Annotated in this window: 25 protein-coding genes and 3 tRNA genes; 20 read left to right on the top strand and 8 right to left on the bottom strand. The window is 61.9% G+C overall.

Annotated elements, in window-relative coordinates:
* The first annotated feature begins 12 nt into the window (after window positions 1-12).
* The 5 genes from CVS30_RS00810 to CVS30_RS00830 all read left to right on the top strand — a co-directional run bounded on the left by CVS30_RS00810 (window position 13) and on the right by CVS30_RS00830 (window position 3,365).
* Complete coding sequence (locus CVS30_RS00810) at window positions 13-792, top strand: AzlC family ABC transporter permease (protein WP_110483430.1); 780 nt, start codon at window positions 13-15, stop codon at window positions 790-792.
* Window positions 789-1,100, top strand: a complete 312-nt coding sequence (locus CVS30_RS00815) for an AzlD domain-containing protein (RefSeq protein ID WP_110483431.1) — start codon at window positions 789-791, stop codon at window positions 1,098-1,100. Before CVS30_RS00810 ends, CVS30_RS00815 begins: the two co-directional genes overlap by 4 nt.
* A gap of 43 nt (window positions 1,101-1,143) precedes the next feature.
* Window positions 1,144-1,476, top strand: a complete 333-nt coding sequence (locus CVS30_RS00820; protein WP_110483432.1) for a thiamine-binding protein — start codon at window positions 1,144-1,146, stop codon at window positions 1,474-1,476.
* 123 nt (window positions 1,477-1,599) lie between these two features.
* Window positions 1,600-2,502 (top strand): variant leucine-rich repeat-containing protein, encoded by a 903-nt coding sequence (locus CVS30_RS00825; RefSeq protein WP_110483433.1) that lies wholly within the window; start codon window positions 1,600-1,602, stop codon window positions 2,500-2,502.
* A complete protein-coding gene (locus tag CVS30_RS00830; protein WP_110483434.1) occupies window positions 2,502-3,365 on the top strand; it encodes a spermidine synthase in 864 nt (287 codons plus the stop codon). Before CVS30_RS00825 ends, CVS30_RS00830 begins: the two co-directional genes overlap by 1 nt.
* Here CVS30_RS00830 and CVS30_RS00835 read toward each other — a convergent pair whose 3' ends face one another.
* Entirely contained in the window at window positions 3,366-4,769 is a 1,404-nt protein-coding gene (locus CVS30_RS00835; protein ID WP_110483435.1) for an amino acid permease, read from the bottom strand.
* 191 nt (window positions 4,770-4,960) lie between these two features.
* On the opposite strand from CVS30_RS00835, the gene CVS30_RS00840 reads away from it, so the two are divergent.
* From CVS30_RS00840 to CVS30_RS00855, 4 genes are all read left to right on the top strand, one after another.
* Complete coding sequence (locus CVS30_RS00840; protein ID WP_110483436.1) at window positions 4,961-5,806, top strand: IclR family transcriptional regulator; 846 nt, start codon at window positions 4,961-4,963, stop codon at window positions 5,804-5,806.
* Between the two features lie 113 nt (window positions 5,807-5,919).
* Window positions 5,920-7,491 carry a histidine ammonia-lyase gene (gene hutH, locus CVS30_RS00845; protein ID WP_110483437.1) on the top strand — a complete coding sequence of 524 codons (1,572 nt, stop codon included), beginning with the start codon at window positions 5,920-5,922 and terminating at the stop codon, window positions 7,489-7,491.
* A gap of 290 nt (window positions 7,492-7,781) precedes the next feature.
* On the top strand, window positions 7,782-9,512 hold the full coding sequence (locus CVS30_RS00850) for an ABC transporter ATP-binding protein (protein ID WP_110483438.1): 1,731 nt from the start codon (window positions 7,782-7,784) through the stop codon (window positions 9,510-9,512).
* Window positions 9,512-11,539: an ABC transporter ATP-binding protein gene (locus CVS30_RS00855; protein WP_110483439.1), complete on the top strand. Its 2,028-nt coding sequence runs from the start codon at window positions 9,512-9,514 to the stop codon at window positions 11,537-11,539. Before CVS30_RS00850 ends, CVS30_RS00855 begins: the two co-directional genes overlap by 1 nt.
* A 3-nt stretch (window positions 11,540-11,542) precedes the next feature.
* Here CVS30_RS00855 and hutG read toward each other — a convergent pair whose 3' ends face one another.
* Both hutG and CVS30_RS00865 read right to left on the bottom strand, forming a co-directional pair.
* Window positions 11,543-12,496 (bottom strand): formimidoylglutamase, encoded by a 954-nt coding sequence (gene hutG, locus CVS30_RS00860; RefSeq protein ID WP_110483440.1) that lies wholly within the window; start codon window positions 12,494-12,496, stop codon window positions 11,543-11,545.
* 170 nt (window positions 12,497-12,666) lie between these two features.
* Entirely contained in the window at window positions 12,667-14,121 is a 1,455-nt protein-coding gene (locus tag CVS30_RS00865) for an NCS2 family permease (protein ID WP_110483441.1), read from the bottom strand.
* Between the two features lie 236 nt (window positions 14,122-14,357).
* On the opposite strand from CVS30_RS00865, the gene CVS30_RS00870 reads away from it, so the two are divergent.
* Window positions 14,358-14,969 (top strand): copper resistance CopC family protein, encoded by a 612-nt coding sequence (locus CVS30_RS00870; RefSeq protein WP_245934385.1) that lies wholly within the window; start codon window positions 14,358-14,360, stop codon window positions 14,967-14,969.
* Window positions 14,970-14,972: 3 nt separating this feature from the next.
* Here the strand turns inward: CVS30_RS00870 and CVS30_RS00875 are convergent, their stop codons facing one another.
* From CVS30_RS00875 to CVS30_RS00885, 3 genes are all read right to left on the bottom strand, one after another.
* Entirely contained in the window at window positions 14,973-15,617 is a 645-nt protein-coding gene (locus CVS30_RS00875; protein ID WP_110483442.1) for an NAD(P)/FAD-dependent oxidoreductase, read from the bottom strand.
* An 86-nt stretch (window positions 15,618-15,703) separates the two neighbouring features.
* Window positions 15,704-17,011: a D-arabinono-1,4-lactone oxidase gene (locus CVS30_RS00880; RefSeq protein WP_110483443.1), complete on the bottom strand. Its 1,308-nt coding sequence runs from the start codon at window positions 17,009-17,011 to the stop codon at window positions 15,704-15,706.
* A complete protein-coding gene (locus CVS30_RS00885) occupies window positions 17,008-18,351 on the bottom strand; it encodes a type III PLP-dependent enzyme domain-containing protein (RefSeq protein WP_110483444.1) in 1,344 nt (447 codons plus the stop codon). Before CVS30_RS00885 ends, CVS30_RS00880 begins: the two co-directional genes overlap by 4 nt.
* Window positions 18,352-18,587: 236 nt before the next feature.
* Between CVS30_RS00885 and CVS30_RS00890 the strand changes: the two genes are divergently transcribed.
* A complete protein-coding gene (locus CVS30_RS00890; RefSeq protein ID WP_110483445.1) occupies window positions 18,588-19,583 on the top strand; it encodes a universal stress protein in 996 nt (331 codons plus the stop codon).
* A gap of 488 nt (window positions 19,584-20,071) precedes the next feature.
* On the opposite strand, the gene CVS30_RS00895 is transcribed toward CVS30_RS00890, so the two are convergent.
* Window positions 20,072-21,592 (bottom strand): C40 family peptidase, encoded by a 1,521-nt coding sequence (locus CVS30_RS00895; protein WP_110483446.1) that lies wholly within the window; start codon window positions 21,590-21,592, stop codon window positions 20,072-20,074.
* Between the two features lie 154 nt (window positions 21,593-21,746).
* Window positions 21,747-22,154: a metallopeptidase family protein gene (locus CVS30_RS00900; RefSeq protein WP_245934368.1), complete on the bottom strand. Its 408-nt coding sequence runs from the start codon at window positions 22,152-22,154 to the stop codon at window positions 21,747-21,749.
* 183 nt (window positions 22,155-22,337) lie between these two features.
* Between CVS30_RS00900 and CVS30_RS00905 the strand changes: the two genes are divergently transcribed.
* From CVS30_RS00905 to CVS30_RS00945, 9 genes are all read left to right on the top strand, one after another.
* Window positions 22,338-22,410: transfer RNA gene (locus tag CVS30_RS00905), tRNA-Glu, on the top strand.
* Between the two features lie 99 nt (window positions 22,411-22,509).
* A tRNA-Asp gene (locus CVS30_RS00910) sits at window positions 22,510-22,583 on the top strand.
* A gap of 58 nt (window positions 22,584-22,641) precedes the next feature.
* Window positions 22,642-22,717 (top strand) — tRNA-Phe (locus CVS30_RS00915).
* Between the two features lie 172 nt (window positions 22,718-22,889).
* Window positions 22,890-23,393, top strand: a complete 504-nt coding sequence (locus tag CVS30_RS00920) for an Asp23/Gls24 family envelope stress response protein (protein ID WP_110483447.1) — start codon at window positions 22,890-22,892, stop codon at window positions 23,391-23,393.
* 2 nt (window positions 23,394-23,395) lie between these two features.
* A complete protein-coding gene (locus tag CVS30_RS00925) occupies window positions 23,396-23,587 on the top strand; it encodes a hypothetical protein (protein WP_110483448.1) in 192 nt (63 codons plus the stop codon).
* A complete protein-coding gene (locus tag CVS30_RS00930) occupies window positions 23,584-23,958 on the top strand; it encodes a xanthine dehydrogenase family protein molybdopterin-binding subunit (protein ID WP_245934369.1) in 375 nt (124 codons plus the stop codon). The genes CVS30_RS00925 and CVS30_RS00930 overlap by 4 nt, the downstream gene beginning before the upstream one ends.
* On the top strand, window positions 23,955-24,560 hold the full coding sequence (locus tag CVS30_RS00935) for a DUF6286 domain-containing protein (RefSeq protein ID WP_110483450.1): 606 nt from the start codon (window positions 23,955-23,957) through the stop codon (window positions 24,558-24,560). The genes CVS30_RS00930 and CVS30_RS00935 overlap by 4 nt, the downstream gene beginning before the upstream one ends.
* The gene (locus tag CVS30_RS00940; RefSeq protein WP_110483451.1) at window positions 24,557-25,177 is read left to right on the top strand and encodes an Asp23/Gls24 family envelope stress response protein; all 621 of its coding nucleotides are present in this window, start codon (window positions 24,557-24,559) and stop codon (window positions 25,175-25,177) included. The genes CVS30_RS00935 and CVS30_RS00940 overlap by 4 nt, the downstream gene beginning before the upstream one ends.
* A gap of 69 nt (window positions 25,178-25,246) precedes the next feature.
* On the top strand, window positions 25,247-25,537 hold the full coding sequence (locus CVS30_RS00945) for a hypothetical protein (RefSeq protein ID WP_110483452.1): 291 nt from the start codon (window positions 25,247-25,249) through the stop codon (window positions 25,535-25,537).
* Window positions 25,538-25,588: the final 51 nt, after the last annotated feature.

Below are 25,588 nucleotides of genomic sequence, written 5' to 3' on the forward strand. Positions count from 1 at the left end.
AACATAGGGACGATGAAACTTAGGGATTCGCCCGCAGCCAAGATCGGGGCCTCGATCGCCATCGCCACGGGACTCTATGGGGTGTCGTTCGGCGCACTCTCGGCCGCCTCCGGCATGACGTTCTGGCAAACCATGGTGTTGAGCCTGCTGCTCTTCAGCGGCGGCTCACAATTTGCCTTCATTGGCGTCGTGGCGGCCGGCGGCACGGGGCTGGCTGCCATGAGTGCCTCCGCCCTGCTAGGTATCCGCAACGGCGTGTATGGCATGCAGCTCAACGCACTGCTGCGGCCAACCGGCTGGCGGCGCTTTGCCGCGGCGCATGTCACGATCGATGAATCCACAGCAACCGCCACAGGGCAAAGCGATCCGGATGAGCAAAAGCGTGGATTCTGGGTGGCGGGTGTTGGGGTCTTTATCCTGTGGAACATTATGACGGCGGTGGGGGCTGCCATTGGCGATGCACTTGGAGATCCCAAGCAATGGGGCCTCGACGGTGCGGCCGTGGCTGCCTTCCTTGGCCTCCTATGGCCGCGCATCAAGGCCCTCCAACCCGCCGCGATCGCGATCGTGTGTGCCGTGGTGACCTTGTTAGTGGTGCCGTTCGTGCCGCCCGGCGTCCCCATTTTGGTGGCGGCTCTTGTGGCAGCGTTGATCGGCTGGTTCCGTCGCGATACGGCGCCCGATCATGCTCCGGGGCACATCGGCGATGGCCTAGAACCCGACGTTGACCCGTATCAACGCCCCGCACACTCACACCAGGCCGGGACAACCCGAGAAGAGGAGACACCATGAACATGTGGTTGTGGATCCTCCTTGTCGCCGCCGTGGCCTATGCGACAAAACTACTGGGCTATTTAGTGCCCGCCAAGGTGCTCGCCAATCCGCGCATGTCACGCGTCGCCGGCACGCTCACGATTGGCCTCCTGGCCTCGCTCACGGTCGTGAACGCCGCGGCGGCAGGAACTGGCGTCGTCATCGATGCCCGGCTTGGCGCTCTTGTGGCAGCGGCCATCGCCCTATGGTTCAAGGCTCCCTTTCTGGTGGTTGTTCTGGCCGGGGCCGCGGCGGCCGCCGGGTTACGGTTACTGGGTTGGGCTTAAACTCATAGCGCCAAGGAATACATAACCGCACGAGGAGACAACCATGATTGTGGCATTTTCAGTAGCACCCAGCGGAACCCCGGGAGATACCCCGGCGGGCACGGGCGATGACGCCTCGGTGCACACCGCCGTGGCGGCGGCCGTGAAGGTCGTGCGCGAATCGGGCCTGCCCAATCACACGAGTTCCATGTTCACCGAGATCGAGGGTGACTGGGATGAGGTCATGGACGTCGTCAAGCGAGCCACAGAGGCTGTGGCGCAGTATGGAAGTCGGGTCTCCCTCGTGCTCAAGGCCGATATTCGCCCCGGCCACACGGGTGAACTGAGCGGCAAAGTAGCCCGTCTGGAAGGTGCGCTCGACGCCCTAGCCGAGTGAGCGCCGTCGTACTTTTCCGGGCCGAGAATCTGACACCCCAGTTAACCTAACTATGATTTACATCTGGTGGGGGCCAATCGAGACGGCGGATCCTCCACGGGAAAATGTAAAGGAACCGAAAAGATGACTGTACGAGAACCGGCAAGCTACACCCTGGCCGACATGGCGGATGCGAGCATCGGCGCGGCGACCCTGGCCGAGCTTGCGGGCGCCCGTGAGGATCTGTGGCCGGCCATCTCGGCACACCCGAACTGCTATCCCGCGCTGGCCGAGTGGATTGCCCAGCAGTCCGTGCCGGCCCCGGCACCGCAGCTTGCTGCCATGAGTTCCGAGGCCTGGGCCGCACAATTCCAGAGGAACAACGGCCGCGAGGCGACGATGAGCGAGTATCAAAACGCCCTCGCCACGGGTGAAATCATGCAGGAAGCAAGGTCGGCCGAAGACGCCGTGGCCCAGATCGCCGGTGGCGCGAAGCAACTGGCCTCGGAGGCGAAGGACTTCCTGACAACCCGTGTGGCTCCCGCGGCGGCCGACGCCGCACGCACCGCACAGCGCGACGGTGGCTGGCAGATGTGGGCCCCTTTCGCTATCCCCGTCCTGGCGTTTATGGGCTTCATGAGCTTGTTCCTGCCGGCCGCGAGTGCCTCGGCCTCGATATTTGGCAACCGAATCTCGCAAAAGGTGTCGTTCTTTGGTGAAGACGCAGAGGGCGTGGGCGTCATGCTGCTGGTGTTCCTGCTGGCCGTTCTCGCGCTAGGCGTGACCTCGATCGTGAAGAACGCAAAATGGGCCAAACTTGCAGCCGCCATCGTTGGAATCGTGGTGGGACTCATTAGCTTGATTGTCACGATCAGCTTGATGGCCAATGTGGGTGACTCATCCAGCAACTTTGGTGCGTTCTCCGTGAATGCTTCCGTGGGATCCGGAACCGTGATGTTGTTCATCGTTTCCATCCTGCTCGTGGCCGCATCGGTCATCACCGTGCTCCCAAAGAAGGCCGCCGCACCTGCTCAGGACGGCATCTGATGGGCCGCCAACGCGCGCCCAAAAACGTCGTGGTGGAGCCGGATGTGGCACTCAAGGGTCCCGTCGCGGGAATGTACACGACCGACACGGGCAAGGCCGAGCTGATTCCGGACGGCGATAACCCCAACGGCTGGCTGCTCATGCTCAACGGTGTGCAGAGCTCGCACGTGGATCTCGCCGAGCCGTTGCGGCTGGACTTTGAATATATGCGCTGGATCATGGCCCTGGTGCAGGACCGCTGGACACCGGGGGAGAAGCTGCGCACCCTGAGCCTCGGCGGTGCCGCGTGCTCCATGCCCCGCTATTTAGTCGCGGCCTACCCGAATTCACGCAATGTGGTGGTCGAGATCGACGGCAAGCTGGCCAACTACGTCCGTGACTGGTTTGACCTGCCCCGTGCACCGCGTCTGAAGATTCGCGTGGGGGAGGCCCGGGAGGTCACGCAGTCCTTGACGGAGGCCAGCCGGGACCTGATCATCCGTGACGTCTTTGCCGGATCGAAAACCCCGCACGCCCTCACCACGGCCGAATTCACGCAGGAAGCCAAGAAGGTACTTATTCCTGGCGGCGTATATGTTGTGAACTGCGGGGATTCCTCCGCACTCATCAACGCCCGCCGGGAAGCGGCCACGATCGCTGACGCGTTTAAGTTCACGGCAATCATTGCCGATCCGCCCATGCTCAAGGGGCGCCGCTCCGGCAATATCATCATTGCCGGAAGCGACGCTCCGCTGGGTGACGGTGCCGGATTACCGCGCACGCTCCTCGGCGGAGCCATGCCAGCGCAACTGTGGGACAACACCAAGGTGCGCCAATTCGGCCAGAGCGCCTTAGTGCTCCGGGATGAGGAACTGCAGGAGTAGTTACTGCGCGGGTGTTGTATCGAGCAATTGCGCGCGTTCGCGGCCCTTGCCACGCACCCACAGCTTGAAGGCCAGCGTCAGAACGATGAGCCAGGCGGCGCCCACATACAGAGCCACGCGGGTGTCGGGGTAAATACCGAGCAAGACGATGACGCCGGCCATAAAGATCGCCGTCAGGACCGACGCCAGCGGCCACAGCGGGACCGGGAAGGCCGACGGCGCCAGGGTCTTGCGCCCGATTTCACGCTTCATCGCGATGTGGGAGACCAAAATCATGATCCACACCCACACGGTTGCGAAGGTGGCGATCGAGGCGATGATGAGGAATACATCCTCGGGAATCGTGGCGTTCAGGACCACGCCCACGAGCAGCACTCCGGTCATGAGGACCACCGTCATCCATGGCACTCCCGAGCGTGAGATCTTGCCAAAGACCGCCGGGGCATGACCCTGCTGGGACAGGCCGTAGAGGACCCGGCCCGAGCCAAAGATGTCGGAGTTGATGGCCGAGAGGGCCGCCGTGATCACGACAGCGTTGAGGATGTGACCGGCCAGCGGGATGCCGAGGGAGTCAAAAATCTGCACGAAGGGGCTCGTCTCGCCCGTGATCTCATTCCAGGGAATCAAGGTCATCAGGACACCCAGGGTCAGAACATAAAACAACAAGATGCGTACCGGGACCGTGTTGACGGCCGCGGGAATGCTCTTGCCGGGATTTGCCGCCTCGCCCGCGGTCACACCAATGGTTTCAATGCCACCAAAGGCAAACATCACGACGGCGAACGCTGCGAGCAGCCCCACCCAGCCATTGGGCATGAAGCCGCCGTGGTCCACGAGATTGTTCAAGCCGGGAACTGCTTCGCCGCCTTCTACATGGAAGCCAAAGACGATAATGGCAACGCCACCGGCGATCATGGCGATGATGGCGCTGACCTTGACGATGGAGAACCAAAACTCCAGCTCGCCAAAGACCTTCACGCTGAGCAGATTGATGGCGGCAAGGAAGAAGATGATGGCCAGAACCCAGATCCAGCGGGGCACGTCGTGGAACCAGAAGCCCATATAGATACTGAAGGCCGTCACATCGGCAATCGCCACGATGGCCATTTCAAAGACATATGTCCATCCGGTGATGAATCCGGCGAGTGGTCCGAGGTAGCGGCTAGCGTACTGGCCAAAGGAACCTGACACGGGATGGCGTACGGCTAGCTCGCCCAGGGCTCGCATGACCATGAAGACGGCTGCTCCAGCGATGATGTACGCCAAGAGCACCGCGGGGCCAGCCTTTTGAATGGCGCTCGAGGAGCCATAAAACAAGCCCGTGCCGATCGCCGAGCCAAGCGCCATGAAGCGGATGTGCCGGGCGTTCAAGCCGCGGGTCAGGACAGATCCCTTGGGGTTCATGCGTGAGCTTTCTAACACTGAGTGCCATGTGGGCTGAGCCACTCCTGGCGAATATGTGGTGGCGAGCCTCACTGTTTTGAGCAAATAATGCCCAAAAAGGCGTAACGGCGCCGCAAAATCTGGGATTTCAGACTGCAATATTCTATAGTGTGGGCACGGTGACCGCGTTACCGGACCTATTCTGAGGGGCTATGACAATTCCTGAACGGGCTTCAACTAAGAACGCGCCTTTGCCGTCAGCCGCTAAGCTGCCCGCGAAGGTCTCCTCCAAGGTTCCGGCCGCCGAAAATACCTTGCGCATCTTGAAACTATTGTCCTCGAAGCGTGGCCCTCTGGCGGCTTCCACGATTGCGACAACTCTGGAGCTTCCGCGCTCCAGCGTTTATCACCTCCTGGGCGTCATGGAGCAGAGCGGCTTTGTCATGCACCTGCATGAGGAACAGCGCTACGGCTTGGGTGTTGCGGCCTTCGAGCTCAGCAGTGCGTATTCACGGCAGGAGCCGCTGTCCCGGCTGGGGCGCCCCCTGTTGGCTAATCTCGTGGACAAGATTGGCGAAAGCGCCCATCTCGCCGTGCTGCACGGACGCGATGTGGTGTACATCGTGGAGGAGCGGGCCAAGAATCGTCCCTCACTCGTGACCGACGTTGGCGTGCGCCTGCCCAGTCACCTCACGGCGAGTGGCCGCGCCATTCTGGCGGCGCTGCCGAAATCTCAAGTCAGGGCGCTCTACCCCAACGCCGCAGCCTTCAGCACGCGCACCGACGTGCCGGAGCCCATCGCCAAGTACTCCACGCTTTCCTCGCATCTAGATCAGGTGCGAATCCGCGGATACTCCACCGAGCATGGTGAGGTGACCGACGGATTTGGCTCAGTCGCGGCCGCCGTGACGGATCATCTCGGGTGGCCCGTGGCCGCCGTCGCCGTGACGTTCCTCGAGGACAAGGTGCCAGCCGAGAAGTGGCCGGATCTAGCGCAGCGGGTCGCAAAAGCCGCCCAGGAACTATCGGTGCGAATCTACGGCCGACGCGAGGCCTAGTCCGCGGTGCCGGGTCTGGCATCCCGGACAGTCCGCGTCGAGAGGCGAAGATTTCCGCGTGATTTAGCGCAATAGTGAGAGGTAAGACCACCGCACCACTAAAGGATTCCGCCATGACTGCCGCCGTTCGCTCCCACGAAGTCACCCTCTCGTCCTCGGGCGTCACCCCCGAAGATGTCATCGCCGTGGCCCGCCACGACGCCAAAGTCGTGATCAGTGCAGAGGCGCTGGCCGGCGTCGAACGCGTCAGGGAACATATTGAGAAGCTGGCCCACTCGGAAACACCGGCCTACGGAATCTCTACCGGCTTTGGCGCCCTAGCCAACCGCCACATCCCGCAGGACATGCGCACGCAGCTGCAAAAGTCGCTCATCCGCAGCCACTCCGCCGGCATGGGCCCGGCCGTGGAGCGCGAGGTGGTGCGGGCGCTGATGTTCCTGCGCGCCAAGACGCTGGCCTCGGGCCGTACCGGTGTGCGCCCCGTGGTGGTGCAGACCATGGTGGATGTCCTCAACGCCGGGATCACGCCCGTGGTCCGCGAGTTTGGTTCGCTCGGCTGCTCGGGGGATCTGGCTCCGCTCTCGCATTGCGCGCTCGTGCTTATGGGTGAGGGCGAGGCTGCCGGAGCCGATGGCGTGGTGCGTCCCGTGCCGGAACTCCTCGCCGAGGCCGGCATCACCCCGATCGAGCTCGCCGAGAAGGAAGGCCTGGCGCTGGTCAACGGCACCGACGGCATGCTCGGCATGCTCCTCATGGCGATCGCCGATCTGCGCCTCCTGCTGACCACCGCTGATATCACCGCCGCGCTCAGCGTTGAGGGCCTGTTGGGTACCGACCAGGTCTTCCTCCCTGAACTGCACATGGATTTGCGCCCGCATCCGGGCCAAGCCGCCAGCGCCGACAATATGTTGCGCGTGCTGGCTAAATCGCCCATCGTCGCCTCCCACCGGGTGGGCGATTCCCGTGTGCAGGACGCTTACTCGCTGCGGTGCGCCCCGCAGGTTGCTGGAGCCGCCCGCGACACCGTGGACCACGCCCTCATGGTCGCCACCCGCGAGCTCGCCGCCTCGATCGACAACCCCGTGGTTCTTCCCGATGGCCGGGTCTCCTCCAATGGCAACTTCCATGGCGCGCCCGTCGCCTACGTGCTGGACTTCCTCGCGATCGTGTCTGCCGATGTGGCCTCGATCGCCGAGCGCCGCACCGACCGCATGCTGGATCCGGCCCGCTCGCATGGCCTGCCCGCCTTCCTCGCGGGTGACCCCGGCGTGGATTCGGGCCTCATGATCGCCCAGTACACGCAGGCCGGCCTGGTCTCGGACTCCAAGCGTCTGGCCGTTCCGGCATCCGTGGATTCCATCCCGAGCTCCGCCATGCAGGAGGACCACGTGTCCATGGGCTGGCATGCGGCCCGCAAGCTGCGGAAGTCGGTAGAGAATCTGCGTCGCGTCCTGGCCATTGAGCTGGTCACGGCCACTCGCGCCATCGACATGCGTACTTCCATGTCCGACGGCGAACTGGTTCCCGGTCCGGCTGGCGCGGCTGTGCTTGAGGTACTTCGCGCAACGGTGCAAGGTCCGGGATCTGACCGCTTCCTCTCGCCCGAGCTCGAGGAAGCCGATCGTTTGGTGGGCTCCGGTGCGATCCGTGCGGCCGCCGAGCAGGCCACCGGCCCACTGAACTAGGGCCCTCCGGGCTACCTCCGCTTAAATGCCATAGTTAGGCATTCTCGCCATAGGTCGACTTGTGGCGAGAATGCCTAACTATGGCATTTTCGGCAGGAGCACCCGTGGCACGGCCAACCGGTGGCGGGGATGGCCTCGGATAGCTTCACAGGGGGCGAAAATGGCTCCGAAACACCACTCTCGAGGGGGCCGGTTTGGGGCAATTTTGGCTATTGCCAGAGTGGGGACGGGCATGGATAATGTTCGGAGGTAGCGAAAGTTCAAATATCTATTCGAATTGGATTCCCCCTGTGAAACTCGCCCGATTGGCCCTCCACCATGCGCGCCCCTATTGGACTTGGGTCGTTGCGGTGCTGATTCTGCAATTGATTTCCACGATTGCTGCACTGTACCTTCCCAGTTTGAATGCCAAGATTATTGACCAAGGTATCTCCAAGGGGGATACCGATTTCATCTGGTCAACGGGCCTGACCATGGTGGTGGTGTGCTTCGTTCAGGTGGTCTCCGCGATTGGTGGCATTTACTTTGGCGCCCGCACCGCCATGGCGATCGGCCGCGATCTGCGCCGCGAGGTGTACTACCGAGTCAACGCTCTCGGCGCCCTGGATGTGAGCCGTTTCGGCACGGCAACCCTGATCACCCGCAACACTAACGATGTGCAGCAGGTTCAGATGCTGGTCTTGATGACCCTGAACTTCATGGTCTCCACACCCATCATGTGCATCGGCGGCATCATCATGGCGCTGCGTGAAGACATCGGCCTGTCTTGGTTGCTGTGGGTTTCGGTGCCGCTGCTGTTCATCGTGGTGGGCTTCCTTGTCGTGAAGCTCCTTCCGCTGTTCCGGGAAATGCAGGAACGGATCGACACGGTCAACGGCGTGCTGCGCGAACAAATCGTGGGCATCAGGGTGATCCGGGCGTTTGTGCGTGAGAAGTTCGAGGGTGAACGGTACCGCGAAGCGAATGAAAATCTGACGCGTGTCTCTGTCCGCGTCGGTAACTTGTTTGTGCTCATGTTCCCCCTCATCATGATGATCCTGCACTTAGCCACGGCCGCAGTGCTGTGGTTTGGTGGGCACCGTGTGGACGCTGGCCAGATGCAAATTGGCTCCCTGACGGCCTTCCTGCAGTATCTCCTGCAGATCCTGGTGGCCGTCATGATGGGCGTGTTCATGGTCATGATGATTCCCCGCGCGGCCATCGCGGCAGAACGCCTTGACGAGGTCCTTTCGGCCGAGCCGAGTCTCGCGGTTCCTGCCGGGGTCGCGGCTCCGGTGAGTCACGCCGTCGAATTTTCCGAGGTCTCCTTTGGTTACCCGGGGGCAGAACGGCCGGTCCTGAACAAGGTCAGCTTCACCGCCCGGCAAGGAGCGACGACGGCGATTGTCGGCTCGACCGGTTCGGGCAAATCAACCCTGCTGAATCTCATCCCGCGACTTTTTGACCCGCAGGAAGGCACGGTGCGCATCGGCGGGGTCGACGTCAGTGACCTCAGCCGCTCCCAGATGGCCTCGCTCGTGGGACTCGTGCCGCAAAAGCCATACCTGTTCTCCGGCACCGTGGCCTCCAACCTTAAGTTTGGCCGCCCGGATGCAAACGACGACGAGCTGTGGGAGGCGCTCCGGGTGGCCCAGGCCAAGGACTTTGTCACGGAGAAGCCCAAGCAGCTTCAGACCCCCATCGCCCAAGGCGGCAGCAACGTCTCCGGCGGCCAGCGGCAGCGGTTGTGTATTGCCCGCGCGCTCGCGGCCAAGCCTCGCGTCTTCCTCTTTGACGATTCCTTCTCCGCGCTCGACGTGGCCACGGATCAGCGGCTGCGCGAATCCCTGCACAGTGCTACCGAGGGTGCCACCGTGATCATCGTGGCACAACGCATCTCCACGATTCGGGAGGCGGACCACATCATCGTCCTGGACAACGGCCAGGTGGTGGGCTCCGGAACGCACGATGAATTACTAGAAGGCAACGAGACCTACCGAGAAATTGTTGAATCGCAGCTGAGCATTGAAGGGGTTGCCTGATGGCGCGCAAGAGCAAGGGGCAAGACCCCAAGGCGGCCGTAGCGCTTGCCCAGCCTGACGACGAGCTCGTCGAGGAATACCGACCCTCCGAAGCCGACGGGGATATGTTCGGGGGTGCCCCGGCGAAGAAGGCCGAGCACTTCTGGCCCTCGGTCAAGCGGCTGACGGGCCTGCTGCGCCCCGAGCGCGTGATGTTCTCCGTCGTGATCGCACTCGTCGCGGCCTCCGTGGTCCTGACCGTCATCGCACCCAAGATCTTGGGTAAGGCTATGGACGTCATCTTCAACGGTGTCATCGGCGCGACGCTGCCAGCCGATGTTCCGCTAGAGGTTCTCGTCGCGGCGCAACGCGCCGCCGGCAACGAACAATTCGCCGACATGCTCACCAAGGCCAATATCGTGCCCGGCGCCGGGATTGATTTTGTCGAGCTCAGCCGCCTGATTCTCATTGTCCTGGTCCTGTACATGGTGGCCTCAACGCTCATGTGGCTCCAGGGATTCCTGCTCAACGCCCTCGTCATGCGCGTTGTCTTCAAGCTACGCGAGGACATTGAACGCAAACTCAACCGCATCCCGCTGGGCTACTTTGACACTCGTCAGCGCGGGGACCTGATGTCTCGCGTGACAAACGACGTCGACAATATTCAGGCCGCGCTGCAACAAGCCTTCTCGCAACTCGTCCAGTCCGCCCTGACCGTGATCGGCATCGGCGTCATGATGTTCATCGTGTCGTGGCAGCTGGCCCTCATCGCCCTCATTGCCTTGCCGCTCTCTGCCGTCATCGCCGGCGTCATTGGAACGCGCTCGCAGAAGCTCTTTGCCGCACAGTGGAAGCACACCGGATCGCTCAATGGGCATATTGAAGAGACGTTCTCCGGGCTGGAACTTGTCCGTGCCTACGGCCGCGACCGGGAAATGCTGGCCGAGTTCGATGACCGCAATGATCACCTCTTCAAGGCATCGTTCGGGGCGCAGTTCGTCTCCGGCATGATCATGCCAGCCATGCAATTTGTCTCGTATCTCTCCTACGTTTTGGTCGCCGTCGTCGGTGGCGTGCGGGTGGCCACGGGGCAGCTGACCCTCGGTGATGCCACAGCCTTCATCCAGTACTCGCGTGAGTTCTCACAGCCCATCGGCGAGATGGCGGGCATTGCCAACATGATTCAATCGGGCGTGGCCTCCGCCGAGCGAACCTTTGAGATTCTCGACGCCGAGGAGCAGGAGGCCGAGGAAGACTCGGCCAGCATGCCGGAGCGGACGGATGGACATGTCCGTTTCGAGAATGTCTCCTTCAGCTACGCCCCGGATGCCCCGCTCATCCGCGACGTGTCCCTCACCGTTGAGCCGGGCCAGACCGTGGCCATCGTGGGCCCCACAGGCGCCGGCAAGACCACGCTCGTGAACCTCATCATGCGTTTCTACGAGATCACCGGCGGGCGGATCCTGCTCGACGGTGTGGACACGCGTGAGCTCTCCCGCGAGCAGGTGCGCTCCCAAGTGGGCATGGTGCTCCAGGATGCGTGGCTCTTTGAGGGCACCATCCGCGAGAACATTCGTTACGGGCGCCTGGATGCCACCGACGAGGAAATTGTTGCCGCGGCCAAGGCCACCATGGTCGACCGCTTCGTCAGGCAGCTTCCCGACGGCTATGACACCGTCATCGACGCCGACGGCGGAACGGTCTCGGCCGGTGAACGCCAGCTCCTCACGATTGCCCGGGCCTTCATCGCTGCGCCCTCCCTGCTGATCCTCGACGAGGCTACCTCCTCCGTGGATACCCGCACGGAGCTCCTCGTCCAACACGCCATGGCCGCCCTGCGCACGGATCGAACCTCGTTCGTCATCGCGCACCGGCTTTCCACGATCCGCGACGCCCACACCATCCTCGTGATGGAGGATGGCGACATCGTGGAGCAAGGCAACCACGACGAGCTCCTGGCCCGCCGCGGCGCCTACTACAAGCTCTACATGACGCAGTTCGAGGGTGGCCACGGTCTGGAAGACGAGGTCACCGCCGGGGCGAACTGACGCTTAGCGCAGCAGCGTATCGATGAGCCGGGCGGCGACCTTTGCCGTCCGGCTGTCGATGTCGAACTCGGGGTTTAGCTCCGCCACATCGCAATGGAACAGCTTGCCGCTGGCCACGAGCTGACGGCACACGGAGACGATGACCGGCAGCGGCACCCCGTAGGCGGCCGGTGCGCTGACCCCGGGCGCCACGGCCGCGGGCAGCACATCCAGATCGATCGTCAGATACACCACGTCCACGGTGGCCAGAAACGCCTCCACGAAGGCGGCCGTGCGCTCCGCCGAGCAGTCCTCGTCCAGCAGATATTTCACGTCCAGCTCGTGGGCCGTGTCAAAGAGTGCGCGCGTGTTGTTGGCTTCACTGATACCAACGACGGCGTAATTGAGTTCGCGTCCAGCGGCGGCTTCGGCGTGGGCCATCTGGCGGAACGGGGTGCCCGAGCTTGGTGCCGGGGCGTCCCGGAGGTCAAAGTGGGCGTCAAGATTCAGCACACCGAGCCGTGCCCCATTGGCCACCGCCGCCGTGTTGGCCACCCCAAGGTAGCTGGCAAAAGCGATCTCGTGGCCCCCGCCCAAAGCACACGTGAGGTATCCGGCGTCGAGCAGTGTTGTCAGCGCAGCACCTGCACGCGCCTGACCCTCCTCGAGGGCGTCGTCGCTGACCGCGATATCGCCCGCGTCCAGAATGCTCCGGGAACCGTGGAAGGCGAGCGACCCAAGGGCCGAGCGGATGGCGGCCGGGCCCGCGGCCGCGCCAACCCTGCCGTGGTTGCGGAGCACCCCGGCATCGGAGCTGAAGCCAAGCAGCGCGGCGGGACCGGGCAGGGTGGCGCTCAGCGAGGGTTCGGGCGTGGTGGCCACGCGCTGCCACCAACGGCGGTGGGCGGGCTCTGCGCCGTCGTTCCTGCCAGTCCAGGAGGCGGGCGGAATATCAATCGTGAGGGAAGAAAAGTCCATGGTTCTAGCGAACCGCAGGTCGCCGGAGAAAACTAGCCCGAACGCAAGGCTGCCGTCTGCCATGACAGACCCACCCGGTGGCACCGCTTAAAAAACTAAGTGGCAGTTGTTACGTGAAAACGCCCCCAAAACGGCGAAATCAGGTAACAACTGCCACTCAGATCGGCAGCTTAGTTCACGCCGAAGATTTCTTCCACGACACCGATGCCGAAGAACAGCATGAACGCTGCGGCAACAGCCCACATCAAGGGGTGTACTTCCTTGGCACGGCCCTGGAAGAGACGGATCAGCACGAAGGCGATGAAGCCGGCGCCGAGACCGTTAGCGATGGAGTAGGTGAACGGCATCAAGGTGAACGTCAGGAAGGCCGGGATACCAATGCCCCAGTCGGACCAATCGATCTTGCCCACCTGGGAGACCATCATGAAACCAACCACCACGAGGGCGGGGGCAACGGCTTCGAAGGGAACCAGCTTGATCAGCGGGGTGGCGAACATGGCCGCGAGCAGGAGCAAACCGGTCACGACCGAGGCCAGACCCGTGCGGGCACCCTCACCGATACCCGCTCCGGACTCAACATAGATCTGGTTGGAGGAAGCGGAAGCGCCACCACCGGCGATGGCGCCGAAAGCGTCAACGAGCAGAACCTTGTCAACGTCGGGGATGTTGCCATCCTTGTCCACGGAACCGGCCTCCGCAGCAAGACCCACCATGGTGCCCATGGCGTCGAAGAAGATGCTCAGCAGGATCACGAAGGCCAGCAGAATGGCAGCCAGGGCACCCAACTTGCTGAAGGCGCCGAAGATGTTGACCTGACCGATGAGGGACAGGTCGGGCCAGGACCACGCCGAGAACTGCGGTGCAACAAGTGACCAGCCCTGCGGGTTCTCGGTGGTGCCGTCGAAGGACGGGCCGATGTGCAACGTCATTTCCAGGATGTTCGCCAGCACGGTGGAGACCAAGATGCCGATCAGAATGGCGCCCTTGACCTTGCGAACCACGAGGCCGATCGTCAGCACGAGGCCAACAACGAAGACCACGGTGGGCCAGCCCATGAGCTTGCCATCAAAGCCGAGGCCTACGGGAACGGTGGTTCCGGCAACGTCGGGGATGCGGCGTACGAAGCCCGCGTTGACCAGACCGATGAGGGCGATGAACATACCAATGCCCACCACGATGGCGGTTTTGAGCCCTTCCGGTACGGCCTTGAACACAGCCGTTCGGAAGCCTGTCAGCACCAGAACAAACATCGTGATACCGGAAATGACCACCAGACCCATCACGTCGGCCCAGGTCAGACCCGGGTTCGTGGCGACCGTGACGGCAATGAACGCGTTGACGCCCAAACCGGCGGCCATGGCGAAGGGGTGCTTGGCCCAGGCGCCCATGAGGATCGTCAGGATACCGGCCACGAATGCCGTCACAGCGGCAATGCGTTCGAGCCCGAGCTCGCCACCTGATGAGTCGGCACCGCCAAGGATCAGCGGGTTCAGCACCACGATGTAGCTCATGGCGAAGAAGGTGGCGAAGCCGCCGCGAATTTCTCGCGAGTAGTTCGAGCCACGTTCGGTAATCTTGAAATACTTGTCGACCGCAGACAGGCGCGGTGCCGTCTTCGTTGCCATATGGAGCCCTCCGGGCGAAGAAAAAAGAGAATAGTTAACCGAGGAAATCCTAGCCGCTTGCGCCGCGCCGTGGGATTGTGCGTCAATTGAGGTTTTGCCTTGATCCCAAGGCACGACGGCGGGACGTGAGTCAGTGATGCGGCTCGCCTAAGTGCCGGGTTCTTGGGGGAAACTCCCAAGTTTCTGCGTTACCGTGAGGTGCCCGTGCCATAACTTTCAAAGGATTACCTGCCGTGATGAATCCCGCCAGCCAGCGCTCGAGTGAGACGAACATGACACCACAGAAGCTGGTGCAACGCACTTTCGCCGCACTTTTCGCTGTGCTGCTCTTGTTGTTAGGGTCTTCGACGGCAGCTCTGGCGCACGACGCGGTGACCGGAACAACGCCCGCGAATGGCTCAACGGTTGATGCTGTTCCGGCGAAAATTGAGATCACGATGAGCAATACCCCCGCTGTGATTGGTTCGCAGATCATGGTCGTGGACTCCTCCGGAACAGACTGGAGCCTCGGGGGTGTGGATGTTTTAGATACCGTGGCCACGCAAAATGTGCGCCCGGGCGCACCGGCCGGCAAATTCACCGTGAAGTGGCGTCTGGTGTCCTCGGACTCGCACCCCATTGAAGGGGAATTCACCTTTACCGCCACATCAGCATCGACCGCAACTGCTGGCGCGGCGGTGGGTGCGGGGCCTGTTGTTTCGGTTCAAGCCCAGCCCGAAACTACCCCGGAAACGGCGCCCGATGAAAGTGCCGTGCCGTGGAGTGTCATTGGCCTCGGCGTCGTGCTGGTGGGTCTGGTCATCGCCTTGCTCGTGGTGGCTCGTCGCCGCCTAGGGAAAGACAGCTAGGCGTTACGCCATAGTGAGAGCGGGGCTGAACTCTCGAGAGAGCACCCGGCTCGCGATGGACTGACCGGCACGCTTGGCCTGGTGCAGGATTTCCGTGGTTGTGGGAATCGTAAGGTCGCCAACGCCCACCAGATACAGTCCCAACGCATGCATGCCCGTTCGCATGTCTGCCGTGGTGGTGACCCCAACACTGTGGAGGACCTGGCGTAGCTGGCTCAGTGCCCCTCGTGTGAAGACGACGCTATGGGCGGTAAGTATGCCGCTCGCCGTATGTATACGCCAAGGGTGTGTTGACGACGGTGACTGGTTCGTCCGCGTGAGCTCCAGGGCCTGAGTTTCCGGACGGATATCGAGTTCATGCCGGCGGGCGTAATGCTCGAGCAGGCGTACAATTTCGCTGCGCTCGGTCAGGTTATCTAGGCTGATGCTGCCCGTGGTGGGTGCCGGAGTGCTTTGTTTTACGGGGCAGAAGCTGTCCACCATGATGGCCTTGATGCCCTGCCGGTTGAGTTCGGCAGCAACGGCCAATGCCGAGAAGCCGGAACCAATGACCACCGTGGTCGTGGCCTCGCTGGGCGTTCCTTGGACTGCCCGGGCGGAAGCGGGTGCAGCAGTGCGGTGCCTGGCAAGTACGGGCGCAGCGGTCATGGGCAAATGCCTCCTTGAACGGTAGGAGAACGGTGGACGTCTCGCGCGCAACAGCGCGTGCGACGTAGGGGCAAAACAGCGGAAAACTACGGCAATACCCGGCCCAAATATGCGTTGCTAAAAACCCGTTTGGGATCGAGAACATCTCGAACCTTACAGAACTTTTCCAAGTCTGGATAGAGGCCCTCAAAGTCCTTCGATTGGAGAAAGTGCCACTTGCCCCAATGTGGTCTCCCGGAGTACGCGCGGAAGATTTCCTCGGCCGCCCGGAAATACTCGAAGGGCGCCGTATTGATGTGTTGATGGATGGCGATATAGCCGCGTTCCTGGCCGCTAGCTGTGGATAATGCAATGTCATCGGCGGCGGCGCTACGAACCTCCACGGGGAAGGAAACCCGCAAACCGCGACTCTCGATCATGGCGTCCAACTCGGCCAGAATCTTCGGGATGCTGGCGAGAGGGACCGCGTACTCCATCTCCCGGAAACGCACGGTTCGTGTCGTCGCAAAAACCTTGTGCGAGAGGTCGCCAAACTCCCGGTTTCCTGTCAGGGACGAGGCCAGCTGGTTGATAGGGGGAATGGCCGAGGGAATCTTCGAGGTGACCTTGCAGAGGGCAGAGAACAAGGTATTGCTCACCAGCACGTCGTCGACAAGGTGTGCACGGGCAGAGAGCGGCGAGACCCCTGCCGGAAGTCCTCCGAGAGTATGCCGGGTGTTGCTTTTGGTGAGCGCCATCTGGCTGTGTGGGAACCAATAAAACTCAAAGTGGTCAAGGGTGGCGTTGCGGTCGTCGAGGCTCTCCAGAACCGCGGGGAGCGGCTCGGCACGTTCCACGGCGTGCACCATGAAGGAATCCACACACTGCAGGGTCACCGAGGTAATGATGCCCAAGGCACCTAGGCCAACGCGGGCCACGGCAAAAATCTCCGGGTTTTCCGTGGAGGAACACCGCACCACCTCGCCCGTGCCGGTAACAAGCGTCAGGGCCCGCACCTGCGTGGCTAGACCACCGAATTTCAGGCCCGTTCCGTGGGTTCCCGTGGAGATGGCACCGGAGATGGATTGGTGGTCAATGTCCCCGAGATTTTCCATGGCCAAACCATAAGGGGCCAAGAGCGCCGGCACCTCAAAGAGCCGTGTGCCGCCTGCGATGGTCGCCTGCTTGGCTTCACGATCGAGTGACATCAGCCCGCTCAATCCGTCGAGTCGCAGCTGCACGCCACCTGTCAGGGCAATGTCGGTAAAACTATGGCCGGCCCCGACCGCTTTGACGGTACTGCCAGCGGCCGCGGCGTGCTCCACCTGTATCGCCACCTCGGCCACCGTGGCGGGCCGTTCGATCCGACTGGGAGTGCACCGTTGATCCCCGGCCCAATTGCGCCACTGACTCATATAAAAGCCTTGCCTTCCCCGCGATAGGTGGGTGTCTTGCCCAGCCATGTCTCGCCGTCGATCATCTCCAAGGCAGCAACATGCTCACACACCTCACCAGATTTGGCGTGTCTGAACCAGACCTTATCTCCGATTTTCAGCTGTGCAGCGGTGGCGCCACGCAGGGGTGTTTGCACCTCGCCCACACCCTCGGTCGGCACTAGGCTCAGGCCCTCCGGATAGACGGGAAGGGGGGAGCGGTCGGCGCCATGCGGGCCGGATGCACTCCAGCCGCCGCCCAGTGTCGTGATCATGTCAGCGGCCGGACGCCTGACAACGTGTGTGGCAAATCCGACGGCGTGAGCTGCGGTGAAGCGTGAATAGCCGTCAAAAAGGGTGGGGCCAAAGAGACCGGATCCGGCGGCCAGCTCCGTCACGGAGGGATCGGCCGTGGTCAATTCCAGGCTGCCCGTGCCCCCGCCATTGACGAATTCCAGATCAACGATGTTGTGCAGTGCCGCCATGACCTTGCCACGGCGATCCACGAGTTCGGCCATCGAGGTGCGCTGCAGCTGTTTCAGGACTGCGCCCTTGGCACGATTTGCGACCTTAAACGCCGTATGTGGAGTGTCTTGGAGACCGGCAATCTGGGCCTCGTACGCCATGACCCCAACGAGCGTGAAGAGCTGAGTGGCGCCGTGCTTGTAGCTGTCGATCGACAACGCCAGGGCGAGGGCGTCGGCGCCGTTGCGCAGTGGTGAACGATGCACACCGACATGACCGAGGGTCTTGCCGCCCACAGTGGGACGCCACGACATGTCGAGATCCAGGCAGAGCCGGATAGCTGCCGCGGGTGCCACCTGCTCGAGGGCGGCGGCAAGCCACGCGAGATGTTCCGTGGAGTCCACCATCAAGGTGATGCGGGAGCAGGCCACAGGATCCGCCGCGAGGGCACGCAACGCGGTGGCATCGGCGCTGGGGTAGGCCACGACAATGTCGGTGAAAGCATCGGAAGGATCGGCAGCCAGCCACAATGCTTCCGGAAGGGTGAAGCCAAGAATGCCCGCGAAACCCGGCTGAGCTAACACTGCTCGCAGAACTTCCTTGCTGCGGATGGATTTACTGGCCACTCGGATGGGTTTTCCTGCAGCGCGGCGCAACAATGAGCCGGCATTGAAGGCGAGATCCTGCACATTCAAGGTGGCCAGCGGTGCGGGAAGCGCGGCGCACGCGGCATCTATCTGTGCCCAGCTGCTAGGTGGCACGGGAGCGCCCTGGCGGCCGGCATCAAGTGCGGCCTGCGGCAACGGCACGAGTCCCGCGGAATCGGCATAGTCGCTCGACGGTGTGTTCTGCTGCATCACAAGAAACCTCTCCGTGGCTGATCGTGCACCTAACTCTGTCATAAAAGATCTGTCACAGGGAGAAGCGTGCCATGCAACTTTTTGGCTCCTGCATTACGCCGCGCCTGTCATGAATTCAAGGGGTGGCTTGACGTGTTCAGCTGAACCGGCAATAGTCACAAGTACAGGCCGCGAAGGGGAGGCGCTTTGGCGTTTATGCACCTTTCAGCGGAGAAAGTATAAGGAGGCGCAGCATGAGCAGCTCAGAGGAATCCACGCAGGGCACCACGCCCGAGCAGGTACCCAGCCCCACCGGAATCGTGGTGGGAATCGATGGTTCCGAGCAGAGTGACTGTGCCTTGATCTGGGCGGCTCGGGAAGCCGAATCCCGCAAGGTCCCGCTACATTTAGTCACCGCTTACACGGTCCCCATCTTCGCCGCGTCCGGGCTCGACGGCGGTTACGCCACCGTGGACGACGACGTCATCCGGCAAGGTGCCGAGGCTGTCCTCCGCGAAGCAGCCGCCAAGGTTCCAAACATCAGTGTCCCGATGGATGCGCGGGTGGAAAATGGCGATGCCGCGGGTGTTTTGCTGGAATTGAGCGAAACTGCAGAACTTCTTGTCTTTGGCTCACGTGGCCGCGGCGGATTCATGGGTCGCCTGCTGGGAAGCGTCAGCACGGCACTGCCTGCACACGCCAAGTGCCCCACCGTGACGATTCCGCGCAGCTGCGCAGCCCGGCTCGCCGAAGGCAGCGAGCAAGCGGCCAAGGTTGAAAAAGTTGTTGTGGTTGGCGTCGACGGCTCCGATCAGGCCCGTTATGCCGTGCTCGTCGCGGCAGAACAAGCCGAACGCTCCGGAAGTAGCCTGCGCATCGTGTGTGCCGTGCAGCCCTACACCGGAACTCTGGCCTGGATGCCGGCGCCTGTAGACCGCGAGGCACTCTTTGCCGAGATTCAGACCCAGCTGGATGCCGGCGAGAAGTGGCTCCGCAGTCATTTCCCGAAGCTGCCCATCGAGGTTCAGCTTCTGGAAGGATCGGCGGTCGATGCGCTCGTGAAGGCCACCGAAACCGCTGAATTGGTCGTCATGGGAACACGTGGCCGCGGCGGCTTCGCCGGCATGATGCTGGGTTCCACCACAGACGGCGTACGCCACCATGCCAAGGGGCCCATCATGGTTGTGCGGGATCGGGAAGATCCTCGCCAGGGTGATCGCTCGGCGTTTGGCCCGCTGCTGCAGGCCTGAGAGTTAAAAAGCTGAGGGTGGGCGCCACACGGCGCCCACCCTCAGCTTTTGTGTGCCTCAATAAGGTGCGCGTAGGTGCGTCGAAGGCGGTGTGGGTGCTGTTTCGGGGTTAGAGCGATGGCATTGAGATGATCTGGGCCCAAAAGGTGAGTTTTCAGCGCCGGACACTCGCAACTCCGCGTTGAGTCGGCACATAACGCCCGTAAGACGCGCGGATAAGGGCGCGACGTGGCGACTCAACGAACGACAGGGGCCGGAACTAGAACAAACTGCGAACGATGGCGGCAGCCCCGCCGTCGGACACGAGAGTACGCAATTAACTCCGCGTTGAGTCGCCATGTAATGCCCTTAAGAGCGTGGTTTAGGGGCGTCATTTGACGGGTCAACGGAGGGAAGAGGAGGGGAAGGGCGCGCTGTCGTTCTTTGCCGGGGGTCGACAAAAATAGGGGAGTCTGCCACGCGGCAGACTCCCTCAGTGGCAGATTCTCTTAGTATCGAGCGGCGTACGGGTAAAGGCTCATGCCTGACATCCACGACAAAGACGTGACCGCAATGGGTTGGCCCGGGTTCAAGGCCTGCACCACCTGGTTGTTGCCGATGTAGATGGCAATATGACCAAATTGGCCGGATCCGTTGTCGTTGAAGACCAGCAAATCCCCGTAGCGCATCTGGGACAGTGGAACGCGTGTCGGCGCAGCCCAGAACTGGTCGGTACCTTGACGCGGCACAGAGATGCCGGCCGCGGCAAAGGCCTGCTGGACAAGACCTGAACAGTCAAAGGCTGTGGGACCATTTCCACCCCACTGGTACGGACCGCCAATCTTGGACATGGCGTAGTTGACCATGACCTGTGTGTAAGAGCCCGACGGTGCTGGTGCAGGCGCGGGGGCTGGTGCCGGGGCAGGCGCTGGAGCAGGAGCAGGTGCCGGGGCAGGCGCTGGGGCCGGGGCAGGCGCAGGTGCCGGCGCAGGAGCTGGCCTGACGGGCTTAGGTGCCGGTGCCGGTGCAGGAGCTGGAGCTGGAGCGGGCGTGACGGGTTTGGGAACCGGCACGGGTTTCGGTGCGGCGACAGCAGGGACCTTGACGGGCTCGGCGCCTGGTTGTGCCGGGGCGGCTGGCTGTGCGGGCTCCGGAGAGTTCGCCGAGGCCGCGATCTGCTTCGCAAGGGCCTCTTCCGCCGCCTTCTTCGCTAGCGCATCCACTCGGGCACCTTCTAGAGCAACCGTGGTGTTGTGCAAGGTTGCGAGACGCTCCAGCAGGATGCCGCGCTGAGCCTCGTTATCGGCAACGATGGCCGCCTGAGCATCCGCCGCGGCTTGCGCCTGGTTATGGGAGCTTTCTGCTGCCGCAATCGCCTCGTCGGCAGCCTTGCTGGCCTCTTCGGCTTGAGCCTGAAGGGCGGACGAGGTGGCGGCCGTTTCCTCGGCGGTCGTAAAGGTATGGGCGCGGTTGGCGCTCAAGGCCATCAGGGTTGAGGCCTGGTAGATAGCGTCGTCGGCGTCGGAGCTGCCAAGGATTCCCTGCACACTCAGGTCGAGGCCACCATTTTTGTAGAGGCTACCGGCCAGCTGACCCAGCTGGGCCTTGGCGACCTTATGTGCGCTATTGGCGGCTTCCGCCTTGGCCTTGGCCGTCTCGGCAGCACCCTGACGCTGCTCCAGAACCACCAGAGCATTCGTATAGGCGCTGTTGGCGCTCATGGCCGTGAGCGTTGAGGATTGCAGCCGCTCATTGGCTGAGGCGATCATGGCATCCAACGAGGCAGAGGCTGTGGCAGCGGAGGCCTCGGACTCCTTAGCCTTGGCGATCTCATCGGCGCTGGGAATAGCGGGGCTGAGGGGGCGCAAGGAAAACTGTTGTGCCGCCGTCGAACTTAAGACCGCTGAGCTGAGGGCGCCGAGGCTGGGGGAAAAGGTCTCGGCCGCGTGCGCGGGGGACAAGAAAGCGGAAGAAACCACCGCGGCACATGCCAGTGCTGACGTGCCGCGAACCAAAAAACGCAAAGTCATCCCGTTGCCTTACTGCAGATGGACGGTAAATGCTGCCTCATGCATGACGCGGGAGCGATTTGGTGGGGCTATAGACATTTACACAGCTATTTCTGACCCTACGGCCCGTCAGGTGCCTTTGGCAACACTACAGAGCGTCGCCGAGGCCCTAGATTTAGCCCCAGCCGAGTTCGTGGAGCCGTTCCTCAGCGATGCCGAAGTGATGGGCAAGCTCGTGCATCACCGTGATAGTGATTTCTCTGATGACTTCCTCGCGGCTGGAACAGATCTCCAGAATGGGCTCACGGAAGATCGTGATCCGGTCCGGAAGCGAGCCCGATTCCCACCACGAATCACGTTCCGTCAAGGGAGTTCCCTCATAAAGACCCAGGAGCACGGTGTCGGGATCCTCCCCGGAGGCGGGAACGTAATCATCGGCCGTGAAGAAGGTCACATTGCTCATGGCGGACTGGGCCTTCTCAGGGATTTGAGCGATGGCAATTTGCACTGCGGCATCGAATTCTTCCTCGTTCATGGTGAAGGGGGCGAAGGATGGGATGCCGGATAGCGGATTTTGCTGCATGACTTCAGACTAATTTAAATCGGTAAGAACGTTGAATTTCCGGGGTTTTTGAGCCAACTGGTCGAAAGTTTGCTCGTGGAGGCGACTCTCGTTTTGTATTCTGAGCAAATAGGCCCTATAGTTTTTGGAGTCCGCTTCGGACTGAAGCACTGGAAACAGCGCGGAGGGATGAAGAAGACTTAGGCCCCCATCGTCTAGCGGCCTAGGACACCGCCCTTTCACGGCGGCGGCACGGGTTCGAATCCCGTTGGGGGTACTTACGAGTGAGTGGTAAATCGGATGAAAAAAGTCTGGTAAGCTATTACTCGTGAAAATCACACAAACGTGTGAGAGAAATAAAAGTAGTAAATAGTATGGCCCTGTAGCGCAGTTGGTTAGCGCGCCGCCCTGTCACGGCGGAGGTCGCGGGTTCGAGTCCCGTCAGGGTCGCTTTGGTTGTCTTGGATATTGACAAGATGATCTGGTGACGATTTTTTCAGATCACCAAGGCTCTGTAGCTCAGTTGGTAGAGCGTTCGACTGAAAATCGAAAGGTCACCGGATCGACGCCGGTCGGAGCCACCAGCAAGTCCCCTTAGGAATAAGGGGGCTTTCTTGTTTAACAATGAAGTAATTACTTTCTGCGTTTGAGACCACATTTGGTCAAACAATTCTCTAATAGATAAAAAGCAACCGGCGTTGCCCCTTATCTTTGCGGTGCATAGGCTTACCGTAAGAGAAACAGAAAGGGCCCGTCATGGACTCGTACGATCAGCCTTCAGCCACAGTGGCCGATGCCAGCCCCGCCGACACTCAGGGACGCACCGTCATTTCCGATACTGCCGTGGCCAAGGTCGTCGGTGTTGCCGTTCGCAGTGTGGCCGGTGTTCACGCGCTAGGCTCAGGCGCATCACGTTCGCTTGGCGCCATTCGCGAGGTGGTCGGCGCTGCGGATCTGACGCAGGGCGTCCGCGTGGAAGTAGGCGAAACCCAGGTCGCCGTCGACATCATCTTGTTGGCCGAGTACGGGTATCCCTTGCAAAATCTCGCCGACACCGTTCGACGCGCCGTGTACTCGGCCGTCGAGGAACTCGTGGGCCGCCATGTGATTGAAGTGAACATCGAAATCACCGATGTCTTCATTCCCACGCACGACGCCGAGAAGCCGGCTTCGCGACCCCGGCTCACCGAACGCTTGGGTACGGCCGTCAAGACGCCGGTAGCCGCCGACAGCAACAACCCCCTAGAAACCGGAGAATAACCGTGAATCTCAGCGTAGTGTGTGCCGCATTTGGTGCTTTTTTGGCGTTCATGGCCTTTGCCTTTGGCTTCTGGGGCTTTGTCGTGTCCGCCGTCTTCATCGGCGTAGGTGTCTTCGTGGGGCGGGCCGCTGGAGGGAAGCTTGACTGGCGCGGCGTCCTCGACGCCCTAACTGGACGGCGCTCATCGTCGTGAGTGAACACCTCACAGCGCCCACAGAGTTTGCCGGGCACAACCGCATTAGTACGCAGGCGCTGACCTCGGTCGCGAAGGTTGCGGCCGCCGAGGTTTTGGCCGTGACGCCGTCCCAGGTGCGCGTTGTCTGGAATGACGACGCCGGATCCCTGGCTCTGTCGATCTCCGCACCTATGGGTGCGCCCTCCTTGAGTGAGATTCGGCGCAGCCCCGGCCGGATCGCCCAAAGCGGCGGCAGTATCTTGGCCCGGGCCACCGCGGCCAAGGCGCAGATTCTGGAACAAGTGGAACATTTGAGCGGGTCTGCGCTGAGCCGGGTGGACATCCGCATCTCACATCTAAGTGTTCGTGCCGATGGGAGAGTCCTATGAGCGGCGCCATGAAGCCTGAGAACAAGCGCAGCGATTATCTGCGGCAGGTTTTGCGGCGAGAAACCCATTCGGCGCGTTCCGGCGCAGCCATCGTGGCGGCGATCCTTGTTGCCGCTGGTGCCTTGTACTGCCTTCTGGAAATGACACTGGGGGCGACCGGTCAGGATCCGTGGCTCCTGCATCCCCTAGACGCTGCGCAGCGCGCCGCGGGTCTACCCGGCGCCACTCCCACCCCGCTCCTGGGTGCTGCGGGAGTGCTACTGGCGCTGCTGGGACTGATTTTTCTGTGCAATGGGCTGCTTCCGGGCAGGCGCGCGCGCCACATCATCGTGCATCCGCGCGTAGCTATTGTCGTGGACGACGAGGTGGTGGCCTCGGCCCTGGCCAAGCGTGCCCGGATGGCGGCCGGTGTGACGCGGGAACAGGTCATGGTGACTGTTTCGGCACGCACCGTGCAGGTCAATATTCGTCCCACCTCGGGCCGGCGCCTCTCCGAGGAGCACATCAAGTCCGCTGTCGAGGATGAGCTTGCGGCCATGGCGCTGGAACCCACCCCGACTGTTCAGATCAAGCTGGCCGAGAGTGGGGTGATTGGCGTATGAATGGGACCCCGCGAGGACTTAATCGCCTTCTCTTGACGCTCTTGGGCCTGGTCATGGTCGTGACCGGTGTCGGCGCCGTCGTTCTTGCCACGACCCCGCCTGCGGCCCGTTGGTGGCAGGCTTGGGCCGGCGCGCAGCTCGACTGGCTCGTCGATTACGCGGACCGCACACGGCTCCTGCTGACTTCCGAGAGCTGGATCTGGTTTGCCGGCGCCGCGTTCTTCTTGATCGTGGTCATCGTCATGATTACTTGGATTGCCAACCAGGGTAAGGGCCGGGCCAGTACCTTGCACTCTTATGAGGGCAACGCGGACGACGACGGAGCCTCCGGAGCTATCAGGCTCAGTTGCGCTGTGGCCGAGCAGGCGCTGAAAAGCGCACTTCTGGAACGCAGCGACGTCGTGGGTGTTTCCGTGACGAGTTATGACTTCCGGCGGCAGACGGCGCTGAAGGTGCGGGTTTTGCCGCGCCCGGGCGTTGCGCCGCATAAAATTGCCGCAGAGATCAGCGAGCTGGTTGCGGCCTTGGATGAATTGTTGGGTCTGGAGGTTCCTGTTTTGCTCAGTATTGGCTCGGGAGCCAGGTCACGCTTCACCAAAGCCGAACGAGTCCGCTAGTCTCGATTCATCACCTCCCTTAGGTGCCGCGCACTTAGGGGCCCGCAACGAATCACTATGGAGGGCAACATGACTGAGAACAACGCTGAGAACACCGGAGCCGAAGCCGTGGACAAGGCCAAGGATTTCGCTGCGGATGCTGCCGAAAAGGCAAAGGATTTCGCCGGGGACGCCGCTGAGAAGGCTAAGGACTTTGCCGGCGATGCTGGCGAGAACATCAAAGAATTTGCCGAAGACGCGGTTGGAAATGTAAAGGAATTCGCAGAAGATGCCGGCGAAAACCTGAAGGAATTTGCTGGCGAAGCAGCCGAAAAGGCCAAGGGTTTGGGCGCTAAGATCGCAGGAATTTTCAAGCACTAGAAGTAACACGCAGTATTTGGTGCACATAAGGTAGGTGCCGGGTTCCTTGGG

The sequence above is a fragment of the Arthrobacter psychrolactophilus genome (assembly GCF_003219795.1).
GTDB lineage: Bacteria > Actinomycetota > Actinomycetes > Actinomycetales > Micrococcaceae > Specibacter > Specibacter psychrolactophilus.

What these genes read in the sequence shown, in the direction of transcription:
- CVS30_RS00870 (WP_245934385.1), top strand. Translation starts at nt 14,358, where the DNA reads ATGAATCCCGCCAGCCAGCGCTCGAGTGAGACGAACATGACACCACAG.
- hutH (WP_110483437.1), top strand. Translation starts at nt 5,920, where the DNA reads ATGACTGCCGCCGTTCGCTCCCACGAAGTCACCCTCTCGTCCTCGGGC.
- CVS30_RS00935 (WP_110483450.1), top strand. Translation starts at nt 23,955, where the DNA reads ATGAGCGGCGCCATGAAGCCTGAGAACAAGCGCAGCGATTATCTGCGG.
- CVS30_RS00835 (WP_110483435.1), bottom strand. Translation starts at nt 4,769, where the DNA reads ATGAACCCCAAGGGATCTGTCCTGACCCGCGGCTTGAACGCCCGGCAC.
- CVS30_RS00830 (WP_110483434.1), top strand. Translation starts at nt 2,502, where the DNA reads ATGGGCCGCCAACGCGCGCCCAAAAACGTCGTGGTGGAGCCGGATGTG.
- CVS30_RS00895 (WP_110483446.1), bottom strand. Translation starts at nt 21,592, where the DNA reads ATGACTTTGCGTTTTTTGGTTCGCGGCACGTCAGCACTGGCATGTGCC.
- CVS30_RS00940 (WP_110483451.1), top strand. Translation starts at nt 24,557, where the DNA reads ATGAATGGGACCCCGCGAGGACTTAATCGCCTTCTCTTGACGCTCTTG.
- CVS30_RS00840 (WP_110483436.1), top strand. Translation starts at nt 4,961, where the DNA reads ATGACAATTCCTGAACGGGCTTCAACTAAGAACGCGCCTTTGCCGTCA.
- CVS30_RS00865 (WP_110483441.1), bottom strand. Translation starts at nt 14,121, where the DNA reads ATGGCAACGAAGACGGCACCGCGCCTGTCTGCGGTCGACAAGTATTTC.
- CVS30_RS00875 (WP_110483442.1), bottom strand. Translation starts at nt 15,617, where the DNA reads ATGACCGCTGCGCCCGTACTTGCCAGGCACCGCACTGCTGCACCCGCT.
- CVS30_RS00880 (WP_110483443.1), bottom strand. Translation starts at nt 17,011, where the DNA reads ATGAGTCAGTGGCGCAATTGGGCCGGGGATCAACGGTGCACTCCCAGT.
- CVS30_RS00810 (WP_110483430.1), top strand. Translation starts at nt 13, where the DNA reads ATGAAACTTAGGGATTCGCCCGCAGCCAAGATCGGGGCCTCGATCGCC.
- CVS30_RS00885 (WP_110483444.1), bottom strand. Translation starts at nt 18,351, where the DNA reads ATGCAGCAGAACACACCGTCGAGCGACTATGCCGATTCCGCGGGACTC.
- CVS30_RS00945 (WP_110483452.1), top strand. Translation starts at nt 25,247, where the DNA reads ATGACTGAGAACAACGCTGAGAACACCGGAGCCGAAGCCGTGGACAAG.
- CVS30_RS00855 (WP_110483439.1), top strand. Translation starts at nt 9,512, where the DNA reads ATGGCGCGCAAGAGCAAGGGGCAAGACCCCAAGGCGGCCGTAGCGCTT.
- CVS30_RS00815 (WP_110483431.1), top strand. Translation starts at nt 789, where the DNA reads ATGAACATGTGGTTGTGGATCCTCCTTGTCGCCGCCGTGGCCTATGCG.
- CVS30_RS00890 (WP_110483445.1), top strand. Translation starts at nt 18,588, where the DNA reads ATGAGCAGCTCAGAGGAATCCACGCAGGGCACCACGCCCGAGCAGGTA.
- hutG (WP_110483440.1), bottom strand. Translation starts at nt 12,496, where the DNA reads ATGGACTTTTCTTCCCTCACGATTGATATTCCGCCCGCCTCCTGGACT.
- CVS30_RS00825 (WP_110483433.1), top strand. Translation starts at nt 1,600, where the DNA reads ATGACTGTACGAGAACCGGCAAGCTACACCCTGGCCGACATGGCGGAT.
- CVS30_RS00820 (WP_110483432.1), top strand. Translation starts at nt 1,144, where the DNA reads ATGATTGTGGCATTTTCAGTAGCACCCAGCGGAACCCCGGGAGATACC.
- CVS30_RS00900 (WP_245934368.1), bottom strand. Translation starts at nt 22,154, where the DNA reads ATGCAGCAAAATCCGCTATCCGGCATCCCATCCTTCGCCCCCTTCACC.
- CVS30_RS00920 (WP_110483447.1), top strand. Translation starts at nt 22,890, where the DNA reads ATGGACTCGTACGATCAGCCTTCAGCCACAGTGGCCGATGCCAGCCCC.